Here is a 26,046-nt window from a genome sequence, read left to right as displayed (position 1 = left end):
CCGCTTACCCTGCCGGCTGATTGCCGGGCTGGCTTTTGGCCTGAGCATCGAGCCTGCGCTGTAGCCGCCAGCTCCGAAAGCCCCAGGCACGCCAGGCCAAGTTCAGCCGCTGAGCTTCTACAAGCCGATCGCGGCGCCGCGCAAGGCAGTCGTCGCCCGGGCGATGGGCGATGACCTTGTCGAGCGCGGGCAGTGCCTGCGGTCCGAGTGTGAGGAGATAGTTGGCATCGATTATCATGCCCTTGCCCGACATTTCACTGCTGTGCGCCAGATTGTAGTCGGCAATGAACGCGTCGAAGTTCACCAGAGAGACGGTATAGAGCACGATCGTCAGCGCGATCAGATTGGCGCCGACAAGCCACCGGTTGGAGCGGTCGAGCGCGATGCGGGCCACGATCAGGATCAGCCCGAGCGCCACCAGCCCCATCCAGATGAAGGCCGCGATGCGCCAATAGGTCAGCATGTAGATGTCGACGTATAGGTCGAGGCGGAGGATGGAGGACGCGACCAGAAGCACATTCTGCCCGACCCAGAGATAGACCAGCGGCCGGATCACCGTTGATTTTTCCGCCGGTCCACCCGGACGCATCGCCACCAGCACGAAGGCGGCGGCGAGGAGTGCGGTCGCGATCAGCGGATAGGCGCCGCGATGGGCATAGGCTGCGTAGGTCAAATTGGCCGGCAACGCCACATGGCCCCAGAGATAGATGCCGTCGAGAATGGACTGTGCCGCGAACAGCAGATTGAACAGGATCAGCGAGCGCAGGATGGTGGAGGGGCCCAGGAACTCAGCCGAGACTTGGGACGGCAGCGGCGGCGGCACGGGGCCATCGGCGACGGTCGCGGTGACCATCGTCCTGCGCCGCCAGCGCACATGGATGAACGGCCAGACCAGCGCCAGCATCATGGTCCAGAACAGCACACGCGCGATGCTGATATATTCGAGGATGAGCTTTGGATTGAGCAGTGACACCCACTGCTCGATCACCGGATTGGCCGCAGCGAACAGTGCGATGAAGACGGTGCTCAGCACAGCAGGCATCAGCCAGAGGGCGATGCCGCGGGCGAGCGCCGACATGTTGAAGATCTGCAGCGCGTCGAGGAAGAATCTGAAGGGCCCGAGCAGGAAGAGGTTGCGCAGCGCGCGGGCACGCTCAGTGAGTTCGGTCGTTTCCGGATTGGTCGCGATCAGAAGCGCAATGGCCAGCGCCAAGGTGAGGATCAGGAAGGACAGCATGTTGAGCTCCTCGACGGCCGGTGCGAGGCCGGCGACGAGAATGGCCGCGCTGATCACAGCGCGCCGCAGATCCAGGGCCGCATGATTGAAGAGCGCCGACACGCAAGCCATCGCGATCGCAAACAGCGTCAGCGACAGCCCGATCTTCGGGCCGTAGAACAGCCAGTCGGCGAGCGCGGCGAGAACCAGCGCGAGGCCGACTTTGGCCGGAATCGAGGAATGCCTGATCGGCTGGATTTCCGCCGCGATCGTCGTAGCCAGGCTCGTCATGTCCGGAAGACCTTTCGTGATGGGTGGCATCACGAAGTCTGAACGGTGCTTGTGCAGAAGGCGGGATCATCGTCTGCACGGTTTCAGGAGTCTCTTGCAGATTTCGTGCAGGCGCGGTTTTGGTCCTCGCGCGGCGCAGATCGGTTTGATAGGTGCGATGCGTTCATCACCTTGGGCGTGACGCATCATGCAATTCCTCAATCGCATCGGTCTCATCCTGCTCTGGCTTGCCGCGCCTCTCGTCGCATTCGCGGCAGCGAACAAGAACGATCCCTATCTACTCGTGCTGCGCGGCGCCGGAAACATCGCGATCGTCGTCGCAAGCATCGCGATTGTCCTCGTCCTGCTGCGCAGGGGGCGTTGGAGCACCGTCGCTGGCAAGCTGCTCGTCATGTTCTGGTGCGTTCCGCCGCTCCTGATGTCGGTGGCACATCTGAAATTCGAACTGCGCAAGCACGGTGTGCTCGCTGCGAGCGCCACTGAAGCACGCCAGCTCGGACCTCACTTCATGGTCGGCTATTCCTTCCTTCCCGAGGTCGCGCGCCTCGCCGAGCAGGGCTTGATCGGCGGCGTCTACGTCACCCGGCACAACATCCGCGGCCGGACCGTCGAGGCTCTGCGTGCCGAAATCGCGGTGCTCCAGGACAAGCGGCGAGCGGCCGGCCTGCCGCCGCTGGTCGTCGCCGCGGACCAGGAGGGCGGCATCGTCGGGCATCTTGCGCCGCCGCTGACGAAGCTGCCGGCGCTGGCGACGCTTGCCGGGCTTGCTCCCGATGACCAGCAGGCCAAGGCGGCAGAGTTCGGCCGTATCCACGGACGTGAACTCGCCGGGCTCGGCGTCAACCTCAATCTCGCGCCGGTGCTCGATCTCAAGCCGCCGGTCCGGCGCAATCGCCTGGATTTTCACACGCTGATCGGCCAGCGCGCGATTGCGACCGATCCGGCTGTCGTCGGCGCGATCGCGAGCGCTTATGTGCGCGGGCTGGAAGAATCCGGCGTCGGCGCCACGCTCAAGCATTTTCCCGGCATCGGCCGCGTGCGCACCGATACGCATCATTTCAGCGCCAATCTCGACACGCCGGTCAGGGAGCTGGAGGCAACCGACTGGCTTCCGTTCCGTGAGGTGCTGTCGCATTCGCGCAGCGCGCTCATGGTCGGGCATGTCACGCTCACGGCCGTCGATCCCGATCGCGCTGCCTCGCATTCGAAGCGCGTCGTCGAGGGCATCATCCGCGACAGGTGGAATTATCAGGGCGTGGTGATGACCGACGACCTCGTGATGGGCGCGATCTACCAGCACGACGTCTGCCAGGCCGTGGTGGAGGCCATCAACGCCGGGGTCGATTTGCTGCTGGTCGCCTATGACGGCGAGCAATTCTACCGGATTTTCGCTTGCGCCCTGGATGGATCGCGGCAGGGCAAGCTCGATACGGCGATGCTGCGCGCGAGCGAGGCGCGGCTCGCGCGGGGTTTCCCGTCCGAGCAGGCGCGGGCCGCCTCACACACTGTGAGCGTCGCCGATCAAAACTAGCCCTTCGCGAACTGCCGGTAGTCCGGCTCGCGATGAAACCAGAACTCGTAACCGGTGATGGCCTTCTGCATGGCGACATCGTGGATCGGCTGGTTGAGCGGGACGATGGGAACATCGCGCATGCAGAGCGCGATGAAATCCTTCACGGCCTTGTCATACTCGGCAGCATCCGTGGTGAACCGCGCCTTGTCGATCAGCGCGTCCATTTCCTTGTTCTGGTAGGAGGATATGTTGAAGATCGAATTGTTGCCGTGGAAATTCCAGTAGAAGTAATATTCGGGGTAATCGAGCCAACCGCTGAAGCGATTGAGCGCGAGCGGAAGCTCCTTCTTGTTCAGCGTCGTGCGCCAGTTCGCGCCTGGGATTTTCTCGATCGACGCCTTGATGCCGATCTTGGCGAGGCTCTCCTGGATCAGGATCGCGGTCGGCTCGCCGACGGTCGCAGTGCCGGTGTCGAGCGACAAGGTCGTCTCCAAGCCGGACTCGAAGCCCGCCTCCTTCATCAACGCCTTGGCTTTGTCGAGATCGGTGACGTAGGGAAACGGCTGCGGCCACACTGGCTTCGAAACGTCAGCGGCTCCACCATACATGGGCACGGCGCGTCCGAAGAACGCGCTGTTCTGGATCTGCTCATAGGGCATCGCCCAGGCGACGGCCTGGCGTAGCTTCACATTGTCGAACGGCGGCTTTGCCGTGTTCAGCGCGACGGACCAGAGCGCGTTCGGGATCGGTACGCCCGAGACCTTGACCTTGCCCTCTCTGATGATTTGCTCGAAGTCGCGCGGCGCAAAGCCGCTGGAGATATCCGCATCGCCCCGCTCCAGCATGGCGCGGCGGGTGCCGGCGGAGGGAACGTCGCGCGCAATGACGCGCCTGACCTTCGGCAGCGGCCCGCTCTTCCAGTCATCGAAGCGCGCCAGCACGGTCTCGCTGCCTGGCTTCCAGCTCTCGATCTTGTAGGCGCCGCCGCCGGCTTCGTTGGTCCTGAGCCAGGTCAGTGCCCATGGGTCCTCCGGCGCCGCGTTCTTCTTCGCGAGCTCGGAATTGATGATGAAGGGTACGACCACCGCGACGTTGAACAGCAGCATCTTGTCCTTGCGCACATAGTCGATGCGGAAGGTGTGGTCGTCGACCACGACGAACTGCTCGGGCTTTTCCAGCGACCCTGCTGACATCTGAAAGGTCGGAAAGCCGCCGACCTTCACGGCGCGGTCGAACGACCATTTGACATCCTTCGCGGTGACCGGTGTGCCGTCGTGGAATTTCGCGTCCTTGCGCAGCTTGAAGGTGCAGGACATGCCGTCGGCCGCAACCTCCCAGCTCTCGGCGAGTTCAGGCGCGAGCTTCTCGCGGTCATAAGACAGCGTGCTGTCGGGGAACGTCTTGGAGGCGTAGCTCAGCAGGCGATCGTAGCAATTCCAGGACAGCCCGTTCACGGTCTGGTTGGAGCCGACGCCCTGCATGTCGAGTGAGTTGGGACCCAACTCCTGCACCACCAGCAGCGTCTCGCTGCGCCCCTGCGCGGAGGCAAAGGGAGACGCGACGGCCGTCATTCCGGCGAGGCCGAGGCCACCCAGCACCACATTGCGGCGGTTCATATTGAAGGTCGATGTGCTCATGAGGGCCTCCCTGACAGCGCTTCCTGCATGAGAAGGCAAGGCACATGCCATGATGGCGTTGCATCGCCTCCGACGCCCGCGCACGTCGTCACCGGCTATGGGTATCGGCATGTTGAAATCATGCCGCGCTGTTTCCGTTGTGGCGCGCTGGCCACACGCCAACGCAATTATCAACCAGAGGGGTGCGTCCCCCTGTCGCGGCAACCGGTTTTCTGTAACAAGATCGCCGTTGCGGTTGGAATGGCGGGGGCCGGGAATGCGTCGTCTTGTTGCGGTTGGCGTTGGGTTGGTTTCGATTCTGGGATTTGCAAACGCGGCAAGTGCGGCCGATCTGGCGGTCAAGGCTCCGGTGGCGGTCAAGCAATTCAGCTGGACCGGGTGTTTCATCGGCGTTCATGCCGGAGGCGACTTCAGCTACGACAAGATCAGGAGCTCGGGCGACTTCAGCTCCACTGGTTTCATCGGCGGCGGGCAGATCGGTTGCGATTATCAGTTTGCATCGGTCTGGGTCGTCGGTGTCGAAGGCCGCGCGGCATGGTCCAGCCTGACCAGCAAGACGCCCGGGCTCGGCAATTTCGGTGGCGTGATCGTCCCGACGCAATTCACCGTCAGCAACGACTTCCTGGCGTCGGCGACTGCGCGGCTCGGCTATAGCTTTGCCGGCAACTTGCTTGCTTATGGCCGCGGCGGCGTCGCCTGGACGCGGGAAAAGGCCGACAATGTCGTCACGCCTCCGCTTCTTGGAGTCCCGGTCGATCCCAAGGCGACCATGACCCACACTGGCTGGACCGCTGGCGTCGGTCTCGATTGGGCATTCGCACCGCACTGGTCGACGAACTTTGCGTACGACTACTATGATTTCGGCGCCAACGATTTCGTTCTGACCAATTCCGTCCCGTTGGTAACCTTCAGCGGAAACCTGAAGGACAGAATCCACACCGTGACCGTCGGTGTGAACTATCGCTTCTGACCGGGGACCGCAGAGGCCCTACGGCGTGACCGCGCCGCGGCTCACGGCGCGCGGGGCGGTCAGCTCTTTCCAGGTGGAGTTGGCGACATGCACCGGCGAGAACGCCGGGCGCTCGACATAATGGCCGTCGCCGGCCTCGGCGCGCAGATCGCCATCCTTCCAGACGACGCGGCCGCGCGACAGCGTCGCCGCCGGTCCGCCGGTGCAGGAAAAGCCCTCGAACACGTTGTAATCGATCCGGCTCATCTGCCGCTTCGCGCTGATGGTCTTGCTCGCTTTGGGATCCCACACCACGACATCTGCATCCGAGCCGACGGCGACCGCGCCCTTGCGCGGATAGATGTTGAGGATGCGGGCGATGTTCGCCGAGGTCACCGCGACGAATTCCTCTTTCGTCAGCCGCCCCGTAGCGACACCGGCGGTCCATAGCAGCGCAAGGCGATCTTCGAGGCCGCCGGTGCCGTTCGGGATCTTCCTGAAGTCGCCGATCCCGAACCGTTTCTGCTCCGTGGTGAAGGCGCAATGGTCGGTCGCGACCACCTGGAGCGAGCCGGATTGCAGACCGGCCCAAAGACTGTCCTGGTGCGACTTGTCACGGAACGGTGGCGACATCACGCGCTGCGCGGAATGATCCCAGTCCTTGTTCTGATATTCACGCTCATCGAGCAACAGATGCTGGATCAGCGGCTCGCCATAGACGCGCTTGCCCGCCGCACGTGCGCGCGCGATCGCCTCGTGCGCTTCGCGGCAGCTCGTGTGCACGATGTAGACCGGCGTCCCTGTCATGTCGGCGATCATGATGGCGCGGTTGGTGGCTTCGCCCTCGACGTCCGGCGGCCGTGAGTAAGCGTGTCCCTCGGGGCCGGTGACGCCGCGCGCGATCAGCGCCTCCTGCATCAGGGCGACGACGTCGCCGTTCTCCGCATGCACCACCGGCATGGCGCCGAGATGGGCGCAGCGCGCGAACGAGTTGTAGAGCTCGTCGTCGTTCACCATCAGCGCGCCTTTGTAGGCCATGAAGTGCTTGAAGGTGTTGATGCCGTAGGTTTTGACCACGGTCTCCATCTCGTCATGGATCTGCTTCGACCACGACGTTACCGCCATGTGGAAGCCGTAGTCGGAGGCCGCCTTCTCGGATTTGTGCCGCCACTCCTGATAGGCCGCGAGCATCGACTGGCCGGGATCCGGCAGGCAGAAATCCACCACCATGGTGGTGCCGCCGACCAGCGCCGCCTTGGTCCCCGATTCGAAATCGTCTGCGGTGACAGTGCCCATGAACGGCATTTCGAGATGGGTGTGCGGATCGATGCCGCCCGGGATGACGTAAGCGCCGCCGGCATCGATGATCTCGCACCCCGTCGGTGCATCGAGCGATGGCCCGACCGCGACGACCGTCCCGCCGTCGATCAGCACGTCCGCGCGGCGCGAATGATCATGATTGACGACGATGCCGCCGCGGATGAGGAGGGGCATTGGAGGCTCCGGAGAGAGAATTGGACCTCGCGAAGCTAAGCGCGCTGCATGCGGTGCGACAGGTGAAATTTTAGTCAGGCGCCGACGACAGTTTAGCTGTTCTCTCTCGGCCCCTGCGCCGCCCGCGCCATCAGTCCGTCAATCATCGCGCGCACGAGGATGGCGATCTCCTTGCGCAGCGCCGGCAGCGGCACGGCGACCAGCCTCTGCTCGAGCCCCAGCGCCACCATGCCGTGCACGGCCGAGAACAGGCTGCGTGCGGTGATGCCGAGTTCCTCCGTCCCTCGCTTTGGAAACAACGCCGCCAGCGGCGCGTAGATGTGACGGAACAGCTGCATCTGGTCGTCGACGGACCAGTCGGGGACATCCTTGTCGGGCTCCATGCGGTGCTCGAACATTGCGCGCCAGAGTTCGAGATTCTCCGCGGCGAAATCGCAATAGGCGATCGCGATGCGGACCAGCGTCTCCTGCGGCGATGGATTGCCCGCGCGTACCGCTGCGCTGAGCGCCTGGTCGAGCCGGAGCAGCGTGCGCGAGCCGACGCGCAGGACCAACTCGTCCACGTCGGCCACGAGATTATAGACCGCGCCATTGGCGCAGCCGATCTCGCGCGCCAGATCGCGGGTTTTCAGGCCCGCCAATCCGCGGGTCGCGATCATCCGCTCCGCTGCCAGGATCAGGTCGGCCCGCAGTTTCTCTCGACGCTCCAAGGCTTTAGTCATTTGTTAACCAAATTCGTGAGCGTTGCTCAAATAATTATTGAACGATGTTCAAGGTTGCTGCTACAAACCATCTGTGAGCAACGCTCATAACAGGGAGCCGACAATGTTCAAGACTGTAGTGACACTTTTCCGCGGCAGCGTGGCCGCCGCCGGCGAGGAGCTGGAAGACCGGACCGCCCTTCTGATCCTCGATCAACAGATGCGCGACGCGGCAGCCGCCGTCGAGCGCGGCAAACGGACCTTGGCGCTGGCGATCGCACAGGACCAGCAAGAAGGCCGCAAGCTCGAGGCGACCGTCGCCCGCATCGCCGATCTCGAGACCCGCGCGATTGCGGCGCTCGACGGCGGCCGCGAGGATCTCGCCAACGATGCCGCCGAGGCCATCGCGGGCCTTGAGGCCGATCGCGATGCGGCGCTGACGGCACGCGCCTTGTTCGCAACGGAGATCATCAGGCTGAAGCGGCACGTCGCAAGCGCGCAGGCCCGCATCACCGAGCTCGACCGCGGCCGCCGCGTCGCCCGTGCCTCGGAAGCGGTGCGCTCGCTTCGCCGCAGCGGCATCGAGGCAGCACGCCCTTACGAATCCACGCTGCCGGAGGCGGAGAGCACTTTGAGGCGGCTTCGGGAGCGGCAGATGGAAGCCCAGGCCGCCGACGACGCGCTGGTCGAGCTCGATGCGGCCACCGGTCCGCTCGCCACCGCCGAGAAACTCGCCGAGCAGGGGTTTGGCCCCCGGCTCAAGACGACCGCGGACGACGTACTGGCGCGGTTGAAGTCCAAGCGCACGCCGACTGTCTGATCCCAAACCCCATCATCATTCGAACCAACAGGAGACCACCATGAACCAGAATGGCCAGCCCCACAGCAGCGCCTGGGTGACTTTCACTTACGCGTCCTTCGCAGCCTCCGCGTTCCTCATCGCCATCGGCATCTTCTTCCTGCCGATCGATCTCTGGATGAAGGGTTATCTCACCATGGGCATCGTGATGCTGATCCAAACCTGCATCACCCTGACCAAGACGGTCCGCGACAACCATGAAAGCAGCCGGATGGTGAACCGCATCGAGGATGCCAAGGCGGAACGTCTGCTGATGGAAGTCTCCAAGGCGGCTTGATGGGCATGGACAATACGCAAGGAAGCAGCGGAGCAATTCGCTCCGCTGCTTCGGCGCCGGAGCGCATTCCGCGAAACCTCATATCGCGCCTGCGAGATGCAACCGAGCCATGACGGATCGCGCGGGCGTGCGCTCTTGCGCACCGGCGGCGGCCGGAGCACTCTGGACCAGCGGTGCGCAAAGAACGCCGCCAATAAGATTGTGCGAGGAAGCATCCATGGCGGCGACGCGGATCGACTGCGACATCCATCCGGCGGTCGGTGGCACGCGCACGACGCTGCTGCCCTATCTCAGCGATCACTGGAAAGAGCAGGTGGTGAGCCGGGCCATCGACGGGCTCGACCTTACCTCCTATCCGCCGGGCATGCCGCTGGCGGGCCGCGCCGACTGGCGGCCGGCCAATGGCGCCAAGCCCGGCTCCGACCTTGCGATGGTGCAGAAGGGCGCATTCGAACAGCTGGGTGCCAGCCACGCAATCCTTAACGTGCTCTATGGCGCGCAGGCCGTGTTCGACCCCTACATGGCGGCCGACTTCTGCAAGGCGATCAACGACTGGATCGCCACCGAGTGGCTGTCGCGCGATCCGCGCCTGCGGGCCTCGATCGTGGTGCCGATGCAGGACCCGGATCTGGCGATCGAGGAGATCGAGCGCCGCTGCGGCGATAACTGCTTCGTCTCGATCCTGGTGCTGGCACAGGGCGAGACGCTGCTGGGACGGCGGCATTTTTGGCCGGTCTATCGGCTCGCTGAGAAATACAAGCTGCCGCTCGCGATCCACGCCGGCACGCAATATCGGCAGGCGCCGAGCTCGGCCGGCTGGCCGTCGCACCGCTACGAATATTACTTCGTCGAGGCGCAGGCGTTTCAGGCGCAGATCCTGAGCCTGATCTATGAGGGCGTGTTCGGCAAGTATCCGAACCTCAAGGTCGTGCTAATGGAATCCGGTGTGAGCTGGCTGCCGGCCTTCATGTGGCGCGCCAACAAGACCTGGCGCGGGGTGCGCGTCGAGGTGCCCTGGGTCGAGCGCGAGCCGGCTGCGATCATCCGCGATAATTTCCGCGTGACAATGCAGCCGTTCGATGCGCCGGGCGACGCCAAAAGCGTCGAAGAGATCATCGACCAGATCGGCTCCGAAAAGATGTTCCTGTTCGCGTCCGACTATCCACATTGGCAGTTCGACGGCGACGATCCGATCCCGCCGAACCTGCCGAACGGCATCATCTCGAAGATGTGCGTCGACAACCCGCTGGAGACGTTTCCGCGGCTGTCGCTCGCCAACTGACTTTGGAGGTTCGCATGAGTGAGGTCATCGACCGCCCGCTGCGGGAAGACGAGAAGCCCGCCGCTTCGCGGCTGCGCATCGTCGATTGCGACGTCCATCCGAGCCTGCGCTCGACCGACGATCTCAACGAGTTCCTGCCGAAGCGCTGGCAGCAGCATCTGAAGGAATATGGCAGCCATTTGCGCACGCCCTATCTGTTCACCACGCCCTATCCGCGCTCCTCGCCGTTGATCGCGCGCCGCGATGCCTGGCCGCCAACGGGCGGGCCGCCCGGCTCGGATCTCGCCTTCATGCAGAAGCAGCATCTCGATCCGCTCGACGTCGAATTCGGGATCTTGCAGGTGCTCGATCTCTTCATCTTCTCGCAGCAGAACCTCGAATTCGGCGCCGCGATCCAGCGTGCCATCAACGACTGGCAACTGGCGTTCTGGTCGCATCGCGACCCGCGCCTGAAGGCCTCGATCCTGGTTGGGCAGGACGGCGGCGACCTCGCGCTCGCCGAGATCGAACGCTGCGCGAAAATCGGCGAATACATTCAGATCAACGTCTCGCCGCGTGCCAACGAGCCGCTCGGCCGTCGCCGCTATTGGCCGATCTACGAGCGCGCCGAGGCGCTGGACTTGCCGCTCGGCATCCATGTCGGCGGCTATGGCGGGCATGCGCCGACCGGTGGCGGCTGGCCGTCCTATTATGTCGAGGAGCACCAGTCCAACGCGCACACCATTGCGGCGCAGCTTGCCAGTCTCGTGATCGAGGGTGTTCCGGAGCGCTTTCCAAGATTGAAGTTCGTCTTCATCGAGGGCGGCTTCGGCTGGATCCCGTCCGCGGTGTGGCGGATGGACCAGCATTTTGAGCGCTTCCGCAGCGAGGTGCCGCATCTCAAGCGCAAGCCGTCGGAATATGTCCGCGAGCATTTCTGGTTCACGACGCAACCGATCGACGAGCCTGACGAAGCCCGGCACCTGCGCTCGCTGATCGAATGGGTCGGCATCGACCGTCTCTTGTTCTCGTCGGACTATCCACACTGGGATTTCGACGATCCGCGCTTCGCCTTCAAGACGCCGCTGACGGAGGCCGAACGAAGGAAAATCTTCAGCAGCAATGCCCGCGCGGTCTACAAGTTCTGAGAGGGGTCTGAACGGTATGGCCCGTCACATCGTCGCGTCCATCTCGGAGATCCCGCCCGGCGGCAACAAGGTGGTCGATGTCGCCGGCCGCGACATCGTCGTGTTCCACGTCAATGGTGAGTTCTTCGCTTTGCTGAACCGCTGTCCGCACGAAGGCGCCCCGCTGGAGAAAGCGGCCTGTGTGGCGCGGCTGACCTCGCCCGAGCCGGGTATCTACGAGCGCTCGCGCGTCGGCGAGATGCTGCGCTGTCCCTGGCACGGATGGGAATTCGACATGCGCAACGGCCAGTCGTGGTTCGACCCGAAGCGCGTCAAGATAAGGTCATATCCCGTCGCGGTGGAGCGCGGCGAGGAACTCCAGAAAGGCCCGTATGTTGCCGAGACGTTTCCGGTGCATGTCGAGGACAGTTATGTGATCGTCGAGGTCTGAGCCGGCATTGCCGATTGTGATTTTGACGCAAGTGCGATATGGCTCTCGCGCTTTTCAGAGGCGGAGACGAGCTTTGTCGAAACAATCCCTGCGTGAGGAGGCCGAGCGCCTGATCCGCGAATCGATGGAAAAGAAGAACGTCGTCATCAAGCAGGGCGATACCCGCATCGAGGCCGTCTGCGGTAAATGCGGCGCCCCGAATCGGGTGCAGGCGCCAAAGGGGCAGACCCGCGTCAAGTTCGCCTGCAAGAATTGCGGGCATCAGCAAGAAACATTGTAGAGCGCCCCTGTGTAGATCCTCATCCTGAGGAGCCCGCTGGAAGCGGGCGTCTCGAAGGATCGAGGCCCCAGCCGGGCCTGCATGGTTCGAGACGCGCGTTCCGCGCTCCTCACCATGAGGATCAAATAGCCTATTTCCCCTTCACAAACTTCGCGAATGCATCCGCATGGTCCGGATGCCAGCGGGACAGCGGCGGACGGTTCTCGACGATGTCGCCGGCGGCCCACAGCATGCGCTTTTCGTCGAGTGCGCGCGGGACGTCGTTGTCCGGGCACAGGATGTAGAAATCGCCGGCCTCCAGCCGCGCCAACATGAAATTCACGGTCTGCTCGGCCGTCCAGGCGCCGGCCGGCTTCTCTGTGCGGCCCTTCGCGGTAAGACCCGTAAAGACGAAGCCGGGGATCAGCAGATGTGCGGTGATGCGGCAATCTCCAGTGTTGCGCAGTTCGTGCTGGAGCGCTTCAGTAAAAGCCTTCACGCCGGCCTTGGAGACGTTGTAGGCGGGATCGCCGGGCGGGGTGGTGATGCCCTGCTTCGAGCCGGTGTTGACGATGAGGCCGGCCCTACCGCGCGCGATCATGTTGGGTGCGAAGATGCGCGAGCCGTTGATGATGCCCCACATGTTGACGCCGATGATGCGCTGCCAGGTGTCGGGTTCGCCGAACAGCGTGCTGCCCGGCTGGATACCCGCATTGTTCATGAGGATGTCGGTGCCGCCGAAGCGCTCGCGCACGGCGCGTTCCAGCTCCGTCACGCTCTCGGCCTTGCTGACGTCAACCACGAAGGTCATCACATGTGTGGCGGACGTGACGGATGAGAGTCTTGTCGCGGCTTCCGCCAGCCGTGCCTGATCCACATCGGCGATACACACCTTCATGCCGTCGCGTGCGAAGGCCAAAGCGACGGCGAATCCGATGCCGGACGCACCGCCGGTGATCACGGCAACATTGTCTTTGACGATGGCGGGGTGCGGCATGGATCGTCTCCGGGGGAGGGGCTCGGTCGAGCTATAACATGGCGCTCGCGCGACCCTGCACAAGTCGGCATGGGAGGTCTTCGTTCCGCGCCGACTTTACGCCTATCCGGCATCGCAGTATTGTATCGACCTGACGATCCCGCCAGATCGAACCAATCAATCATTTTGACAGGGAGTGCAGCCATGGCTGTGTCGCAGGCTATTCCGATCACGCGCCATCCATTCGCCAACGGGTCCTACAAGCAGATGCTGATCGACGGGAAGTGGGTCGATGCTGCGTCCGGCAAGCGCTTCGAGACCCACAACCCCGCCACTGGCGAACTGCTCGCAACCGTTGCCGAGGGCGACAAGGAAGACATCGACCGTGCAGTCGCTGCCGCCCGCCGCGCTTTCGAAGGGTCCTGGAGCAAGGTCAAGCCGTTCGAGCGGCAGAACCTGCTCCTGAAGCTTGCCGACCTCGTCGAGAAAAATTTCGACGAATTGTCGCAGCTCGACACGCTCGACATGGGCGCGCCGCTCAGCCGTACCCGCGCCTATCGTCTGCGCGCCGTCGGCATGCTGCGCTACTATGCCGGCCAGACCACCGCGATTCACGGCGAGACCATCGAGAACTCGCTGCCCGGCGAAATCTTCTCCTACACGCTGAAGGAGCCGATCGGCGTCGTCGGCGCCATCATTCCCTGGAATGGTCCGCTGACCGCGACGATCTGGAAGATCGGTCCGGCGATCGCGACCGGCTGCACCGTCGTGCTCAAGCCCGCCGAAGAAGCGCCGCTGACCTCGCTGCGCATCGCCGAGCTCGCGATGGAAGCGGGCGTGCCGCCCGGCGTCATCAACGTCGTGCCCGGCTATGGCGAGACTGCGGGCGCAGCGCTTGCCTCGCACCACGACGTCGACAAGGTTGCCTTCACCGGCTCGCATGTCACGGGCCAGTCGATCATCCGTGCCTCGGCCGGCAACCTCAAGCGTGTCTCGCTCGAGCTTGGCGGCAAGTCGCCTGACATCGTGTTCGCGGATGCCGATCTCGATGCGGCGGTGCCGGGCGCCGCGATGGCGGTGTTCGCCAATTCGGGGCAAATCTGCAGCGCCGGCACGCGGCTGTTCGTCGAGCAGTCGATCTACGAGGAATTCGTCGGCCGTGTCGCCGAGTTCGGCAAGAAGCTGCAGGTCGGCAACGGACTCGATCCCAACACCCAGATCGGACCGCTGGTGTCCGAGCAGCAGCTCGAGCGCGTCACCAGCTATCTCGACATCGGACAGAAGGAAGGCGCGCGGGCGCTCGCCGGCGGCGGCCGCGTCACCGAAGGTGCGCTTTCAAAGGGCTTCTTCGTCTCGCCGACGGTGTTCGCGGGCGTCCAGGACAATATGCGTATCGCGCAGGAGGAGATTTTTGGTCCCGTCATCTCCGCGATCGCGTTCAAGGACATGGACGAGCTGGTCAAGCGTGCCAACGCCACCACATTCGGTCTCGGCTCGGGCCTGTGGACGCGCGACGTCAGCAAGGCGCATGCGGTTGCGAAGAGCCTGCGCGCCGGCTCGGTGTGGGTGAATTGCTACCAGGCGATGGACCCGGCCGTGCCGTTCGGCGGCTACAAGATGAGCGGCTACGGCCGCGAGTCCGGCAAGCAGCACGTCGAGGAATATCTCAACGTGAAGGCCGTCTGGATCAAGACGGCGTAAGGCGCTTTTGCTGTCGCGTCCGGGTTTCGATGGTTGATCTTGCTTGCGGCGACGAGAGGCTGCTTGCGACGACCAGGAGTTGTTGCCCGGACGCTACAGGCGATTTTGAAACTGCTGTCGCCCGCGATCTAGCGAGGATTATTATCCCATTTCGAACCTCGGCCGGTTAGTTCTGGTCAACGTCAATGTTCGGGTTTGGGATATCGGGAATGCTTCGCTTCGCTTCGATCATGTTTGTGACTTTGGGCTTGGCCTCGGCGCAGCCCGCGTTCGCAGCCGATATGGCCGCACGTGCGCCGCTCTACAAGGCGCCGCAATTACCTGTCGCCTACAACTGGTCGGGCTTCTACGCCGGCGTGAATGTCGGGTATGGCTGGAGCGACGATGCGATCAAGCTCGCGCCGCACGATCCGGTTTTCACGGCGGGTGTGCTCGACGTGGCTCTCGCCGGCGGCCTTGTCCCGCCGTCACTGGCAACAAACCCGCGCGGTGTGCTGGGCGGCGTGCAGGCCGGCTACAATGTGCAGGCGGGCTCGCTGGTGTGGGGCGTCGAAGCCGACATCGCGGCTGCCGGCATCAAGGGCAGCTCGACGGTCTCCCGAACGCTGCCGGTTTTCCCGGACATCATGACCAGGCAAGAGCAGGAGGTCGACTGGTTGGGGACCGTGCGCGGCCGGATCGGTGCCACCGTTACACCCGATTTGATGCTCTACGCGACCGGCGGTCTTGCCTATGGGCACGTCAAGGCGTCGACCTCGCTCGTGGATCCCACGCTTGCGGCCGGTGCGCCCTGCCTCAACGTGATCTGTGGCGCGGGGACGTCGGAAAGCTGGCGCGTGGGCTGGACCGTCGGCGGCGGCGGTGAGTACCGCTTTGCGTCGAACTGGAGCGTCAAGCTCGAATATCTCTATTACGATCTCGGCAGCGAGAAATACACCTTCTTCAATCCGCTGTTCCCGTTCACGCCGGGCCCGGCTCGCGGCTTTGACGCAACCGCGAATTTCACGGGCCACATCGCAAGGGTCGGCTTGAACTACAAGTTCGGCTCAGGCCCGGTCGTCGCGAAATACTGATCTGCCGTTCCGAGCAAGCAACAAGCCCCGGGGTCCCCCCGGGGCTTTTTTGATTCCGCCGCATCTTTTGGCTGGCCAGCCATCCACCCATGTGGCTTCCGGCTTGCCACCCCTTCTCATATGATCCCCGTCCTCTCATCGATCATTTTGGGGCCGGCATGAAATTCGAGGCGTTGTTTCGACCGCTGCAGGTCGGTCCGTACAAGCTCGCGCATCGCGTCGCGATGGCGCCGTTGACGCGCATGCGGGCCGAGCGCGAGAGCTTTTCGCCGCGGCCGCTCAACGCCGAATATTACGGTCAGCGCGCCACCCAGGGCGGCCTGCTCATCGCCGAGGCCTCGCCCGTGCTCTCGCACGGCCGCGGTAATCCGGCGACGCCCGGCATCTATTCGGAGACGCAGATCGCGGGCTGGCGCAAGGTTGTCGACGCCGTGCACGCCAAGGGCGGCATCATCTTTCTCCAGCTCTGGCATGTGGGCCGCGTCTCGCATTCCTCCTTCCACGGTGGTGAGCTGCCGGTCTCGGCCTCGGCGATCCCGATCAGGGCCGAAGGCATGAAGGCGATGACCGCCGACGGCAAGATCTCCGACTACGAGACGCCGCGCGCGCTCGAGACGGACGAGGTCAAGGGCATCGTCGAGGCCTTCAGGCAGGGCGCGAAGAACGCGCTGACCGCCGGCTTCGACGGCGTTGAGATCCACGGCGCCAACGGCTATCTGCTCGAGCAATTCCTGCAATCACGCAGCAACCAGCGCACCGATCAATATGGCGGGTCGATCGAGAACCGCGCGCGGCTTCTGCTCGAGGTGACGCAGGCCGCGATCGACGTATGGGGCGCGGGCCGGGTCGGCGTGCGGCTGTCACCCCACGGCATTGCCAATGATTCCGGCGAGCCAGATCCGATGCCGCTCTACACGCATGTGGTGAAGGCGCTCGACAGGCTCGGTCTTGCCTATTTGCATTTCATCGAGCCGCGCTCCAGCGGCTCGGGGCGCGCAGAAGTCAACTGGCAGAACGTGCCGTCGGCAATGCTGCTGTTCCGCCCGCTCTACAGCGGCGTGCTGATGACCGCCGGCGGCTTCACCGGCGAGACGGCCAACGCCGCGATCGCGGAGGGGCATGCCGACCTCATCGCGTTCGGCCGCATCTTCATCTCCAATCCCGATCTGCCGCGCCGCCTGCAACACGATTACCCTCTCACGCCGTACAACCGTGCGACGTTCTATGGCGGCGAGGAGAAGGGGTATACGGACTATCCGTTGTATGACGAGCTGACGCCGGCGTAGGGACCGTCGTAGCCCGGATGGAGCGCAGCGAAATCCGGGTTTGGTCCCGCGAGGCATAGGTCCCGGATTACACTGCGCTCCATCCGGGCTACGGGTCTATATTCGTCGCTCTGACCGCTACCACAAACTCCGTCATTGCGAGCGCAGCGAAGCAATCCAGCGTCTTTTCGTAGAGGCAGTCTGGATTGCTTCGCTACGCTCGTAATGACGATAAGGGAAGCACCATGGCCAAAGCCGCAGCCGCCGCAGGAGTCGCCACCGGCCAATGCCTCTGCGGCAAGGTCACCTTCGAGATTGACGTCCCCGCACGCTGGGCCTGGCACGATCATTCCGCCGCCAGCCGTCGCGCCCACGGCGCCGCCTATGCGACATACGTCGGAAGCTGGAAGAAGCGGTTTCGCATCACCGCAGGCAAGACGGCGCTTTCCCGCTACGAGGACAAGACAACGAAGACCGCGCGCAGCTTCTGCGCGCATTGCGGCACGCCGATCACGTATGAGCGCCCGCGCGGGCCGCACATGGTCAACATTCCCCGCGCGCTGTTCAGCGGGCGCACCGGCCGCCAGCCGCTCTATCACATCGCGATCGAGGAGCTGCAGGAATGGACCTATACCGGCGAGCCGCTGGTGCCGCTGAAAGGCTTTCCCGGTGTGGTCTGGCAGCGCTCAAAAAAGAAGAAGCGGGCGGGCGGCGAGGATCCGTTCGAGCTGGGGCGCGAGGAGATGTAGCGCTCTCCCACGCAACGCAGCCATGACCGCGCTTCCTTGCGCGCCTCCCGCGATTTCGGCCATCATGCGCCCGTCCTTGCGGCAACGTTCGCCTCTGGAGGAAACATGAAGAACAAGATCACCGGCCGCTCCGCCTTTCTCGCGCTGCTCAAGGACGAGGGCATCACGCATCTGTTCGGCAATCCCGGCACCACCGAGCTGCCGATCATGCATGCGCTGAAGGACCATCCCGACCTCACCTATGTGATGGCGATGCAGGAGAGCCTGGTGGTGGCGATCGCGGATGGCTATAGCCGCGCCTCCGGAAAGCTCGTCGCCTGCAACGTCCATGTCGCGCCCGGCCTCGGCAACGCGATGGGCTCGCTCTACAACGCCCAGTTCACGGGCACGCCGATGATCCTCACCGCGGGCCAGCAGGAGCAGGGCCACGGCCTGATGGAGCCGGTGCTCTACGGTCCGCTGGTGCGCATGGCCGAGCCGCTGGTGAAATGGGCGGTCGAGGTGACGCGGCTCGAGGATCTGCCGCGCATCGTGCGCCGCGCCGCAAAAGTCGCGACCACGCCGCCGACCGGGCCGGTGTTCATTTCGTTGCCCGGCGACATCCTCAACAGCGAGGCTGGGATAGATCTCGGCCGCTCCACCCGCATCGACGCCCGCACAAGGCCATCGGATCAGGCACTAAAGGCGTTCGCCGCGCGGCTGCTCAAGGCCGAACGTCCCGTGATCGTCACCATGGACGAGGTCGTCAAAAGCGATGCGCTCATGGAGGCCGCCGAACTCGCCGAGGTGCTCGGTGCGGCTGCCTACCAATCCTCGACGCCCTATGGCTCGCACTTCCTCTCGGAAAGCCCGAGCTTCGTCGGCACGCTGGCACGTGTCCAGAAAGTCGCGCGCGACACGCTTGCGCCGTACGACCTCTTGATCGCGCTCGGCGGCGATCCCCTGCGGATGTCGGTCTATAGCGAGGTCGATGCGCTGCCGGAGGGCCTTGGCATCGTGCAAATCGGCCTCGGCGATTGGGAGATCGCCAAGAACTACGGTGCCGAGATCGCGCTGAAGGCGGATTTGAAGGAAACGCTGCGCGCGCTGATCCCGGCGTTGAAGGAGATGGGCGGCGCTGCCCTGGCGCAACGTGCGAAGCAACGTCTCGCTGAGCTCGCGTCGAAGAACTGGACCGCGCGGCGCACCGCGCTGGTCGAGCAGATCGGCAAGGCTGCGGAGCGCAGCCCCATCGATCCAGACTGGCTGGTGCTGCAAATGATCGAGGCCATGCCCGCCAATGCCATCCTCGTGGACGAAGGCCTCACCTCGAGCCGCCAGATCACGGCGTTGCGCGCGCACCGCGACCGCTTCGGCTATCACGGCCTTGCTTCCGGCGGCATCGGCTGGGGCCTGCCGGCCTCCGTCGGCGCCAGCATCGCCAATCCCGATCGCCCCGTCGTCTGCTTCTCCGGCGACGGCAGCGCGATGTATTCGATCCAGTCGCTGTGGACGGCGGCGCATCACAAGCTGCCGCTCAATGTCGTCATTGCCAACAATGGCGGCTACCGCATCATCAAGCAGCGTCTGCTCGCCTTCCATGGCGACGACAATTACGTCGGCATGGATTTTGTCGATCCGCCGGTGGATTTCGCGGGCGTGGCGAGGGCGCTGGGATGCGAGGCGATCAAGGTCAGCGACCCCCGCGAGCTGAAGGCGACGCTGGCGTCGGCATTTGGCCGGCCCGGAACCAAGCTGATCGAGGTGATGGTGGACGGGAAGGTGTAGGGCAGCGTCACTTGCGGCGCTGATGCCCGCCACGCTCTCAGTCGTCATCACCCGCGAAGGCGGGTGATCCAGTATTCCAGAGGCGGCGGTGATTAAGTCGAGACGCTGCGGCGTACTGGATGCCCCGGTCAAGCCGGGGCACGACAGCGTACCTTGGGGCGCTACCCCTTCCTCCCCACCCGATACCCAGCCCCCGGATGCGGCGCACCCAGCCGCGCACGCCCGTCACCGAACAGCTTCTCCCGCAGCGTGCCCTGCGCGTACTTCGCCTTGTACCGCCCACGCCGCGTCAGCTCCGGCACCAGCATGTCGGCGATGTCCTCGAAATCGCCGGGTGAGATCGCGAAGGCGACGTTGAGGCCGTCGACATCGGTCGCCTCGAACCACGCCTCGATCTTGTCCGCGACCATCTCCGGCGTGCCGACCACGACGGGACCGGCGCCGCCGACGCCGACATGCTCGATGACGTCGCGCACGGTCCAGACGCGATCGGGATCGGCGCGGGTGACGTTGTCCATTGCGCTGCGGCCGGCGTCGTTCTGGACGTGACGCACCTGCTGGTCGAGGTCGTAGCCGGAGAAGTCGACGCCGGTCCATCCCGACATCAGCGCCAGCGCGCCCTCCGGGCTGATATGGCGGCGATAGTCGGCATATTTTTCGTTCGCCTCGGCCTCCGTCCGCCCGAGGATGATCGTCATCATCGAGAACATCAGGATTTCCGCCGGATTGCGGCCGAACGCGGCGGCCTCCTGACGGATCGCTGACACGCGCGGTGCGATCACCTTGGCCGACGGCCCGGACATGAACACGCATTCGGCATGCTTTGCCGCGAACTGCCGTCCGCGCGGCGAGGTGCCGGCCTGGTACAGCACGGGCGTCCGCTGCGGCGACGGCTCGCTCAGGTGGATGGTGTTGTTGATGCGGTAGTTCGCGCCCTCGTGGTTGACGCGATGGACTTTTGTGGGATCGGTGAAGATGCCGCGCTTGCGGTCGCGCAGCACGGCGTCGTCCTCCCAACTGCCTTCCCAGAGCTTGTAGACGACCTCCATATATTCGTCCGCGATCTCGTAGCGGTCGTCGTGACCGATCTGCTTGTCCTTGCCGGCACCGCGCGCGGCGCTGTCGAGGTAGCCGGTGACGACGTTCCAGCCGATCCGTCCCTCGGTGAGATGATCGAGCGTCGACATCCGCCGCGCGAACGGATAGGGCGGCTCGAAGGAGAGATTGCTGGTGACGCCGAAGCCGAGATTCTGCGTCACCGCCGCCATCGCCGACAGCAGCAGCAGCGGATCGTTCGAGGGCGACTGGGCTGCATTGCGCAAGGCTGCGTCAGGACTGTTGCCATAGACGTCATAGACGCCGAGCACGTCGGCGAGGAACAGCCCGTCGAAACGGCCGCGCTCCAGCGTTTTGGCAAGATCGATCCAGTAGGGCAGGCGGTTATATTCGGCGGTGCGGTCGCGCGGATGGGTCCACAGGCCCGGTGACTGGTGCGCGACGCAATTCATCGCAAAAGCGTTGAGCCTGATCTGCTTGGCCATGATGATCCCCCGGCGCCCTGTACCGGGCGCTCTTCGAATGATAGTGCTGCGCCCGAACTTGGCGAAGTTCTTGCATATAACGCGACCTTGGCAAGGCCAAAATCAGCGGCGCTGCCGCGCTTGGCAAGCCAATCTCAAGAGAGCAAGAACGAAATCCCAAGACTATCGAAGTCCCCGCCACTTTCGGAGGCCTACCCGTCTCGGGTATGCTCCTTCGTCTCGCAACCTAAAAAAGAAAATGATGACCAGAGCCGATGCCATCGCCCGCGCCCGTGACGATTTCAAATCCGGCGCGTTCCTTGCCGAACTCGACCGCCGCGTCGCCTACCGGACCGAGAGCCAGAATCCGAACCGGAGCGTCGAGCTGCGCGCCTATCTGGAACAGGAGATGGTGCCCGCTTTCGCCGCGCTCGATTTCGAAAGCCGCATGGTCGAATCTCCCAGCGGCAAGGCGCCGTTTCTGTTCGCCGAGCATCACGAGAGCGAGACGGCGCCGACCGTGCTGATCTACGGCCATGGCGATGTCGTCGACGGCATGGAAGGCGAGTGGCGCGACGGCCGCGATCCCTGGCGCACCACGGTTTCGGGCACGCGCCTCTACGGCCGCGGCACCGCCGACAACAAGGGCCAGCACAGCATCAACATGGCCGCACTCCGGGCGGTGCGCGAGGCCCGCGGCGGCAAGCTCGGCTTCAACGCCAAGTTCATCGTCGAGATGGGCGAGGAGATCGGCTCGCCTGATCTTGGCAAGGTCTGCGATCTCAATCGCGACGCGCTCAAGGCCGATCTGTTCATGGCCTCCGACGGGCCGCGCCTGTCCGCCGACCGTCCGACCCTGTTCCTCGGCTGCCGCGGTGGCATCCGCATTCATCTCGATGTGAACCTTCGTGACGGCGGGCATCATTCCGGCAATTGGGGCGGCGTGCTCGCCAACCCCGCCATCATTCTTGTCAACGCGATCTCGACGCTGGTGGACGGCCACGGCCGCCTTCAGCTGGATGCGCTGAAGCCGCCCCGGCTCACCAACCAGATCCGCAGTTATCTTGCCGACGTGCAGGTGGTGCCGACCGAGGACGAGCCGGCGTTGGCCGAGAACTGGGGCGAGGAGGGTCTTTCGGCGGCCGAGCGGCTCTATGCCTGGAACACGCTCGAAGTGCTGGCGATGTCGTCGGGCAATATCGAGAAGCCGGCCAACGCCATTCCCGGCCACGCCAATGCCGTGCTGCAACTGCGTTTCGTGGTCGGCACTGAGATCGATGGGCTGATCGAGGCGATCCGCGCGCATCTGGCGCAGAAGGGCTTTCCGATGGTCGAGGTGCGGGCGGCGCAGAGCTTTGCTGCCTCGCGCACGGATTTCGACAGCCCCTGGATCAAATGGGCCGCGGATTCGGTGCGCCAGACCACCGGCAAGGTGCCGGCGGTGCTGCCGAATTTCGGCGGCTCGCTGCCCAACGATGTGTTCTCCGAGATCCTGGGCCTGCCGACGATCTGGGTGCCGCACTCCTATCCCGGCTGTTCCCAGCATGCGCCCAATGAGCACATCCTGCTGCCACTGACCGAGGAGGCCTTGACGGTGATGGCCGGGCTGTTCTGGGATCTCGGGGAATTGCCCAGCCCGCTCGCTAGCCTGAGCCGTTAACCGGAGCCGCGATCCAGCCAAAAGTCACATTCTATTCCAACCCAATTTGTGCTTGCATCCCGCCGGCATCATCCTGAAAGGGGACAAAAAAGTGAAACATTTCCGTAGCATCGGCCTCGCGCTCGCCGCGACCTTCGCTGTCAGCCAGGCCGGAGCCCAGGAGCTGACCGGCACGCTGAAGAACATCAAGGACACCGGCGCCATCACGCTGGGCTTCCGCGACTCCTCGATCCCGTTCTCCTATCTCGACGACAACCAGAAGCCCGTCGGGTTCGCGATGGACATCTGCTACAAGATCGTCGACGCCGTGAAGAAGGAGCTCAAGCTCGACAAGCTCGAGGTCAAGCTCAACCCGGTGACCTCGGCGACGCGTATTCCGCTGATGGCCAACGGAACCATCGACCTCGAATGCGGCTCGACCACCAACAACGCCGAGCGCCAGAAGCAGGTCGCCTTTACCAACACCCACTTCCTGACCGCCAGCCGCTACGTGTTCAAGAAGTCGAGCGGCCTGAAGTCGATCGACGATCTCAAGGGCAAGACGGTGGTCTCCACCGCCGGCACCACCAACATCAAGCAGCTCACCGAAGCCAACGTTGCGAAAAGCCTCGGCGCCAACATCATCCCGGCCAAGGACCACGCCGAATCCTTCCTGATGGTCGAGACCGATCGCGCCGTCGCCTTCGTGATGGACGACATCCTGCTCGCGAGCCTCGTTGCCGGCTCGAAGTCGCCCGACGACTACGTCATCTCGAAGGATGCGTTCTCCAAGCCTGAGCCCTACGGCATCATGCTGCGCAAGGACGACGCGCCGTTCAAGAAGGTGGTCGATGCGGCGACTGCCGCGCTCTATACCTCCGGTGAGGGTCAGAAGATCTACGAGAAGTGGTTCACCACCAAAATCCCGCCGAAGGGCCTCAACCTCAACACCCCGATCTCGGCCGAACTGAAGAACGAGTTCGCGAAACCCTCGGACTCGCCAAACCCGGACGACTATAAGTAAGCTGAGTTGTTCGCCTCTCCCCGCTTGCGGGGAGAGGCGGCATATTCCGGCCATTCTTGAGGGAGAGTGGCCGGACATTTGCATAGGCGCCGGGACATCCATGACTGGCGCGTTCGCGCGGGGGACACGTGAACTACCACTGGAACTGGGGAATTTTCTTCGAGCCGAACCCGATGGGGACCGGCACCTATCTCGACATGCTGTTGTCGGGCCTGGTGCTGACCCTCAAGACGGGGGCGCTCGCCTGGATCATCGCGCTGATCACCGGATCGATCGTCGGCGTGATGCGCACGCTGCCGTCGAAGGGGGCGTACTGGTTCGGCTTTGCCTATGTCGAATTCTTCCGCAACATGCCGCTGCTGGTGCAGCTCTTCCTGTGGTTCTTCGTGCTGCCGGAACTGCTGCCGAAGGCTGCCGGGCTCTGGTTGAAGCAACTGCCGAATGCGCCGTTCTGGACGGCGGCGATCGGCATCGGCTTCTTCATGTCGGCCCGCGTCGCCGTGCAGTTGCAGGCCGGCATCGGCTCGCTGCCGCGCGGGCAGAAGATGGCCGCGACCGCGCTCGGCCTGACCACCATACAGGGCTATCGTTACGTGCTGCTGCCGATGGCGTTCCGCATCATCCTGCCGCCGCTGACGTCCGAGTTCCTCAACACCATCAAGAACACGGCCGTGGCCATCACCATCGGTTTGCTTGAGCTGACCGGACAGGCGCGCTCGATGCAGGAATTCTCGTTCCAGGTGTTCGAGGCCTTCACCGCCGCGACCCTTCTCTATCTCCTCGTCAACGCCGTTGTCGTGACCTCGATGCGCTTCCTCGAGCGCTACGTCGCGATCCCCGGCTACATCACGGGGAAATAGCACCATGTTCAGCAATTTCGATTTCGAGGTCGTCCGTCGCTCGCTGCCTTATCTTTTCTACGAGGGCATGACGTTCACGGTGACATTGACGGCACTCTCCGCGCTCGGCGGCCTGATCTTCGGCACGGCAATCGCGCTGATGCGGCTCTCGGGCTTCAAGATCCTGGGCCGCATCGCCGGCGTCTATGTCGACTTCATGCGCTCGCTGCCGCTGGTGCTGGTGATCTTCTGGTTCTACTTCCTGGTGCCCTATATCGGGCAGTGGGTAACCGGCGCGTCGCGCCCGATCAGCGTCGGCGCGTTTGCGTCCTCGCTCATCACCTTCATCATGTTCGAGGCCGCGTACTTCTCCGAGATCATGCGTGCCGGCATCCAGTCGATCTCGCGCGGCCAGCCGGCCGCAGCCAACGCGCTCGGCCTGACCTACGCCCAGACCATGCGCTACGTCGTGCTGCCGCAGGCCTTCCGCAACATGCTGCCGGTGCTGATCACGCAGACCATCGTGCTGTTCCAGGACACATCGCTGGTCTACGTGCTGTCGATTACGGATTTCCTCGGTGCTGCGAGCAAGGTCGCGCAGCGCGACGGTCGCCTGGTCGAGATGTACCTGTTCGCTGCAATCGTCTACTTCACCATCTCCTGTGTCGCGTCCTTCGGCGTTCGCCGCCTCCAGGCCCGCATCGCCATCATTCGATAGAGTTTGTCATGATCGAGATCAGCCACGTCGACAAATGGTATAGCCCGAGCTTCCAGGTGCTGACCGACTGCACCACCAGCGTCACCAAGGGCGAGGTGGTCGTGGTCTGCGGTCCGTCAGGATCGGGCAAGTCGACGCTGATCAAATGCGTCAACGCGCTGGAGCCGTTCCAGAAAGGCGACATCAGCGTCGATGGCACCAAGGTCAACGATCCCAGGACCAATCTGCCGAAGCTGCGCTCGCGGGTCGGTATGGTGTTTCAGCACTTCGAGCTGTTTCCGCATCTGAAGATCATCGACAATCTCTGCCTCGCACAGCAGAAGGTGCTCGACCGGTCGCGCGACAAGGCGATGGCGAAAGGCATGCAGCTGCTCGAGCGCGTCGGCCTGAAGGAACAGGCGCAAAAGTTTCCCGCCAACCTGTCCGGTGGCCAGCAGCAACGGGTGGCGATCGCCCGCGCGCTCGCGATGGACCCCATTGTCATGCTGTTCGACGAGCCGACCTCGGCGCTCGACCCCGAAATGGTGAGCGAGGTGCTCGACGTCATGGTGGACCTCGCCCATGAGGGCATGACCATGATGGTCGTCACCCACGAGATGGGTTTTGCCCGCAAGGTCGCCAACCGCGTCATCTTCATGGACCGCGGCGAGATCGTCGAGGACGCTCCGAAGGACGATTTCTTCGGCAAGCCCCGCAGCGACCGCGCGCAGAAATTCCTGTCGAAGATCCTGTCGCATTAA

Annotated in this window: 24 protein-coding genes; 18 read left to right on the top strand and 6 right to left on the bottom strand. The window is 63.9% G+C overall.

Annotation, left to right across the window (positions count from 1 at the left end; genetic code table 11):
• Positions 1 to 4: 4 nt before the first annotated feature.
• Positions 5 to 1,507: a DUF4153 domain-containing protein gene (locus JQ591_RS15165; RefSeq protein WP_211396802.1), complete on the bottom strand. Its 1,503-nt coding sequence runs from the start codon at positions 1,505 to 1,507 to the stop codon at positions 5 to 7.
• A gap of 187 nt (positions 1,508 to 1,694) precedes the next feature.
• Between JQ591_RS15165 and JQ591_RS15160 the strand changes: the two genes are divergently transcribed.
• Positions 1,695 to 3,038: a glycoside hydrolase family 3 protein gene (locus JQ591_RS15160; RefSeq protein WP_211396801.1), complete on the top strand. Its 1,344-nt coding sequence runs from the start codon at positions 1,695 to 1,697 to the stop codon at positions 3,036 to 3,038.
• On the opposite strand, the gene JQ591_RS15155 is transcribed toward JQ591_RS15160, so the two are convergent.
• Complete coding sequence (locus JQ591_RS15155) at positions 3,035 to 4,657, bottom strand: ABC transporter substrate-binding protein (protein WP_211396800.1); 1,623 nt, start codon at positions 4,655 to 4,657, stop codon at positions 3,035 to 3,037. The two genes, JQ591_RS15160 and JQ591_RS15155, sit on opposite strands and share 4 nt — an antisense overlap.
• Positions 4,658 to 4,754: 97 nt before the next feature.
• On the opposite strand from JQ591_RS15155, the gene JQ591_RS15150 reads away from it, so the two are divergent.
• Entirely contained in the window at positions 4,755 to 5,627 is an 873-nt protein-coding gene (locus tag JQ591_RS15150; RefSeq protein WP_249136969.1) for an outer membrane protein, read from the top strand.
• A gap of 18 nt (positions 5,628 to 5,645) precedes the next feature.
• Here JQ591_RS15150 and hydA read toward each other — a convergent pair whose 3' ends face one another.
• Together hydA and JQ591_RS15140 are read right to left on the bottom strand one after the other, a co-directional pair.
• Entirely contained in the window at positions 5,646 to 7,100 is a 1,455-nt protein-coding gene (hydA, locus tag JQ591_RS15145) for a dihydropyrimidinase (protein ID WP_211396799.1), read from the bottom strand.
• 92 nt (positions 7,101 to 7,192) lie between these two features.
• A complete protein-coding gene (locus tag JQ591_RS15140; RefSeq protein ID WP_211396798.1) occupies positions 7,193 to 7,822 on the bottom strand; it encodes a TetR/AcrR family transcriptional regulator in 630 nt (209 codons plus the stop codon).
• Between the two features lie 103 nt (positions 7,823 to 7,925).
• Between JQ591_RS15140 and JQ591_RS15135 the strand changes: the two genes are divergently transcribed.
• The 6 genes from JQ591_RS15135 to JQ591_RS15110 all read left to right on the top strand — a co-directional run bounded on the left by JQ591_RS15135 (position 7,926) and on the right by JQ591_RS15110 (position 12,056).
• Positions 7,926 to 8,621 carry a PspA/IM30 family protein gene (locus JQ591_RS15135; RefSeq protein ID WP_211396797.1) on the top strand — a complete coding sequence of 232 codons (696 nt, stop codon included), beginning with the start codon at positions 7,926 to 7,928 and terminating at the stop codon, positions 8,619 to 8,621.
• A 40-nt stretch (positions 8,622 to 8,661) separates the two neighbouring features.
• On the top strand, positions 8,662 to 8,937 hold the full coding sequence (locus JQ591_RS15130) for a YiaA/YiaB family inner membrane protein (RefSeq protein ID WP_211396796.1): 276 nt from the start codon (positions 8,662 to 8,664) through the stop codon (positions 8,935 to 8,937).
• 217 nt (positions 8,938 to 9,154) lie between these two features.
• A complete protein-coding gene (locus JQ591_RS15125; protein ID WP_211396795.1) occupies positions 9,155 to 10,219 on the top strand; it encodes an amidohydrolase family protein in 1,065 nt (354 codons plus the stop codon).
• Between the two features lie 14 nt (positions 10,220 to 10,233).
• A complete protein-coding gene (locus JQ591_RS15120) occupies positions 10,234 to 11,346 on the top strand; it encodes an amidohydrolase family protein (protein WP_211396794.1) in 1,113 nt (370 codons plus the stop codon).
• Between the two features lie 16 nt (positions 11,347 to 11,362).
• Positions 11,363 to 11,776 (top strand): Rieske (2Fe-2S) protein, encoded by a 414-nt coding sequence (locus JQ591_RS15115; RefSeq protein ID WP_211396793.1) that lies wholly within the window; start codon positions 11,363 to 11,365, stop codon positions 11,774 to 11,776.
• 73 nt (positions 11,777 to 11,849) lie between these two features.
• Positions 11,850 to 12,056: a hypothetical protein gene (locus tag JQ591_RS15110; RefSeq protein WP_211396792.1), complete on the top strand. Its 207-nt coding sequence runs from the start codon at positions 11,850 to 11,852 to the stop codon at positions 12,054 to 12,056.
• A gap of 130 nt (positions 12,057 to 12,186) precedes the next feature.
• Here the strand turns inward: JQ591_RS15110 and JQ591_RS15105 are convergent, their stop codons facing one another.
• Complete coding sequence (locus JQ591_RS15105) at positions 12,187 to 13,032, bottom strand: SDR family NAD(P)-dependent oxidoreductase (RefSeq protein WP_211396791.1); 846 nt, start codon at positions 13,030 to 13,032, stop codon at positions 12,187 to 12,189.
• A gap of 183 nt (positions 13,033 to 13,215) precedes the next feature.
• Between JQ591_RS15105 and JQ591_RS15100 the strand changes: the two genes are divergently transcribed.
• The 5 genes from JQ591_RS15100 (at position 13,216) to JQ591_RS15080 (ending at position 19,566) form a co-directional block, all read left to right on the top strand.
• The gene (locus tag JQ591_RS15100) at positions 13,216 to 14,712 is read left to right on the top strand and encodes an aldehyde dehydrogenase family protein (RefSeq protein ID WP_211396790.1); all 1,497 of its coding nucleotides are present in this window, start codon (positions 13,216 to 13,218) and stop codon (positions 14,710 to 14,712) included.
• A 209-nt stretch (positions 14,713 to 14,921) separates the two neighbouring features.
• On the top strand, positions 14,922 to 15,785 hold the full coding sequence (locus tag JQ591_RS15095) for an outer membrane protein (RefSeq protein ID WP_211396789.1): 864 nt from the start codon (positions 14,922 to 14,924) through the stop codon (positions 15,783 to 15,785).
• Positions 15,786 to 15,943: 158 nt separating this feature from the next.
• Positions 15,944 to 17,071, top strand: a complete 1,128-nt coding sequence (locus JQ591_RS15090; protein ID WP_211396788.1) for an alkene reductase — start codon at positions 15,944 to 15,946, stop codon at positions 17,069 to 17,071.
• A gap of 224 nt (positions 17,072 to 17,295) precedes the next feature.
• Entirely contained in the window at positions 17,296 to 17,799 is a 504-nt protein-coding gene (locus JQ591_RS15085; protein ID WP_211396787.1) for a GFA family protein, read from the top strand.
• A gap of 105 nt (positions 17,800 to 17,904) precedes the next feature.
• Entirely contained in the window at positions 17,905 to 19,566 is a 1,662-nt protein-coding gene (locus JQ591_RS15080; protein WP_211396786.1) for a thiamine pyrophosphate-binding protein, read from the top strand.
• 161 nt (positions 19,567 to 19,727) lie between these two features.
• Here JQ591_RS15080 and JQ591_RS15075 read toward each other — a convergent pair whose 3' ends face one another.
• Complete coding sequence (locus JQ591_RS15075; RefSeq protein WP_211396785.1) at positions 19,728 to 21,107, bottom strand: LLM class flavin-dependent oxidoreductase; 1,380 nt, start codon at positions 21,105 to 21,107, stop codon at positions 19,728 to 19,730.
• Positions 21,108 to 21,348: 241 nt separating this feature from the next.
• Between JQ591_RS15075 and JQ591_RS15070 the strand changes: the two genes are divergently transcribed.
• The 5 genes from JQ591_RS15070 to JQ591_RS15050 all read left to right on the top strand — a co-directional run bounded on the left by JQ591_RS15070 (position 21,349) and on the right by JQ591_RS15050 (position 26,046).
• The gene (locus tag JQ591_RS15070) at positions 21,349 to 22,746 is read left to right on the top strand and encodes a M20 family metallopeptidase (protein WP_211396905.1); all 1,398 of its coding nucleotides are present in this window, start codon (positions 21,349 to 21,351) and stop codon (positions 22,744 to 22,746) included.
• 91 nt (positions 22,747 to 22,837) lie between these two features.
• Complete coding sequence (locus JQ591_RS15065) at positions 22,838 to 23,749, top strand: amino acid ABC transporter substrate-binding protein (protein WP_211396784.1); 912 nt, start codon at positions 22,838 to 22,840, stop codon at positions 23,747 to 23,749.
• A 128-nt stretch (positions 23,750 to 23,877) separates the two neighbouring features.
• Complete coding sequence (locus JQ591_RS15060; protein WP_211396783.1) at positions 23,878 to 24,609, top strand: amino acid ABC transporter permease; 732 nt, start codon at positions 23,878 to 23,880, stop codon at positions 24,607 to 24,609.
• A gap of 4 nt (positions 24,610 to 24,613) precedes the next feature.
• Positions 24,614 to 25,306, top strand: coding sequence for an amino acid ABC transporter permease (locus JQ591_RS15055; RefSeq protein WP_211396782.1), 693 nt, complete (start codon positions 24,614 to 24,616; stop codon positions 25,304 to 25,306).
• An 8-nt stretch (positions 25,307 to 25,314) separates the two neighbouring features.
• Positions 25,315 to 26,046 (top strand): amino acid ABC transporter ATP-binding protein, encoded by a 732-nt coding sequence (locus JQ591_RS15050; protein ID WP_211396781.1) that lies wholly within the window; start codon positions 25,315 to 25,317, stop codon positions 26,044 to 26,046.

Source organism: Bradyrhizobium canariense, from assembly GCF_018130465.1.
GTDB lineage: Bacteria > Pseudomonadota > Alphaproteobacteria > Rhizobiales > Xanthobacteraceae > Bradyrhizobium > Bradyrhizobium canariense_C.
The sequence above is the reverse complement of the archived record's forward strand: the minus strand, read 5'-3'. Positions and strand labels throughout refer to the sequence as shown.

What these genes read in the sequence shown, in the direction of transcription:
- JQ591_RS15050 (WP_211396781.1), top strand. Translation starts at nt 25,315, where the DNA reads ATGATCGAGATCAGCCACGTCGACAAATGGTATAGCCCGAGCTTCCAG.
- JQ591_RS15160 (WP_211396801.1), top strand. Translation starts at nt 1,695, where the DNA reads ATGCAATTCCTCAATCGCATCGGTCTCATCCTGCTCTGGCTTGCCGCG.
- JQ591_RS15115 (WP_211396793.1), top strand. Translation starts at nt 11,363, where the DNA reads ATGGCCCGTCACATCGTCGCGTCCATCTCGGAGATCCCGCCCGGCGGC.
- JQ591_RS15165 (WP_211396802.1), bottom strand. Translation starts at nt 1,507, where the DNA reads ATGACGAGCCTGGCTACGACGATCGCGGCGGAAATCCAGCCGATCAGG.
- JQ591_RS15100 (WP_211396790.1), top strand. Translation starts at nt 13,216, where the DNA reads ATGGCTGTGTCGCAGGCTATTCCGATCACGCGCCATCCATTCGCCAAC.
- JQ591_RS15125 (WP_211396795.1), top strand. Translation starts at nt 9,155, where the DNA reads ATGGCGGCGACGCGGATCGACTGCGACATCCATCCGGCGGTCGGTGGC.
- JQ591_RS15095 (WP_211396789.1), top strand. Translation starts at nt 14,922, where the DNA reads ATGCTTCGCTTCGCTTCGATCATGTTTGTGACTTTGGGCTTGGCCTCG.
- JQ591_RS15085 (WP_211396787.1), top strand. Translation starts at nt 17,296, where the DNA reads ATGGCCAAAGCCGCAGCCGCCGCAGGAGTCGCCACCGGCCAATGCCTC.
- JQ591_RS15075 (WP_211396785.1), bottom strand. Translation starts at nt 21,107, where the DNA reads ATGGCCAAGCAGATCAGGCTCAACGCTTTTGCGATGAATTGCGTCGCG.
- JQ591_RS15130 (WP_211396796.1), top strand. Translation starts at nt 8,662, where the DNA reads ATGAACCAGAATGGCCAGCCCCACAGCAGCGCCTGGGTGACTTTCACT.
- JQ591_RS15150 (WP_249136969.1), top strand. Translation starts at nt 4,755, where the DNA reads ATGGGTATCGGCATGTTGAAATCATGCCGCGCTGTTTCCGTTGTGGCG.
- JQ591_RS15105 (WP_211396791.1), bottom strand. Translation starts at nt 13,032, where the DNA reads ATGCCGCACCCCGCCATCGTCAAAGACAATGTTGCCGTGATCACCGGC.
- JQ591_RS15140 (WP_211396798.1), bottom strand. Translation starts at nt 7,822, where the DNA reads ATGACTAAAGCCTTGGAGCGTCGAGAGAAACTGCGGGCCGACCTGATC.
- JQ591_RS15070 (WP_211396905.1), top strand. Translation starts at nt 21,349, where the DNA reads ATGACCAGAGCCGATGCCATCGCCCGCGCCCGTGACGATTTCAAATCC.
- JQ591_RS15080 (WP_211396786.1), top strand. Translation starts at nt 17,905, where the DNA reads ATGAAGAACAAGATCACCGGCCGCTCCGCCTTTCTCGCGCTGCTCAAG.
- JQ591_RS15090 (WP_211396788.1), top strand. Translation starts at nt 15,944, where the DNA reads ATGAAATTCGAGGCGTTGTTTCGACCGCTGCAGGTCGGTCCGTACAAG.
- hydA (WP_211396799.1), bottom strand. Translation starts at nt 7,100, where the DNA reads ATGCCCCTCCTCATCCGCGGCGGCATCGTCGTCAATCATGATCATTCG.
- JQ591_RS15135 (WP_211396797.1), top strand. Translation starts at nt 7,926, where the DNA reads ATGTTCAAGACTGTAGTGACACTTTTCCGCGGCAGCGTGGCCGCCGCC.
- JQ591_RS15120 (WP_211396794.1), top strand. Translation starts at nt 10,234, where the DNA reads ATGAGTGAGGTCATCGACCGCCCGCTGCGGGAAGACGAGAAGCCCGCC.
- JQ591_RS15155 (WP_211396800.1), bottom strand. Translation starts at nt 4,657, where the DNA reads ATGAGCACATCGACCTTCAATATGAACCGCCGCAATGTGGTGCTGGGT.
- JQ591_RS15055 (WP_211396782.1), top strand. Translation starts at nt 24,614, where the DNA reads ATGTTCAGCAATTTCGATTTCGAGGTCGTCCGTCGCTCGCTGCCTTAT.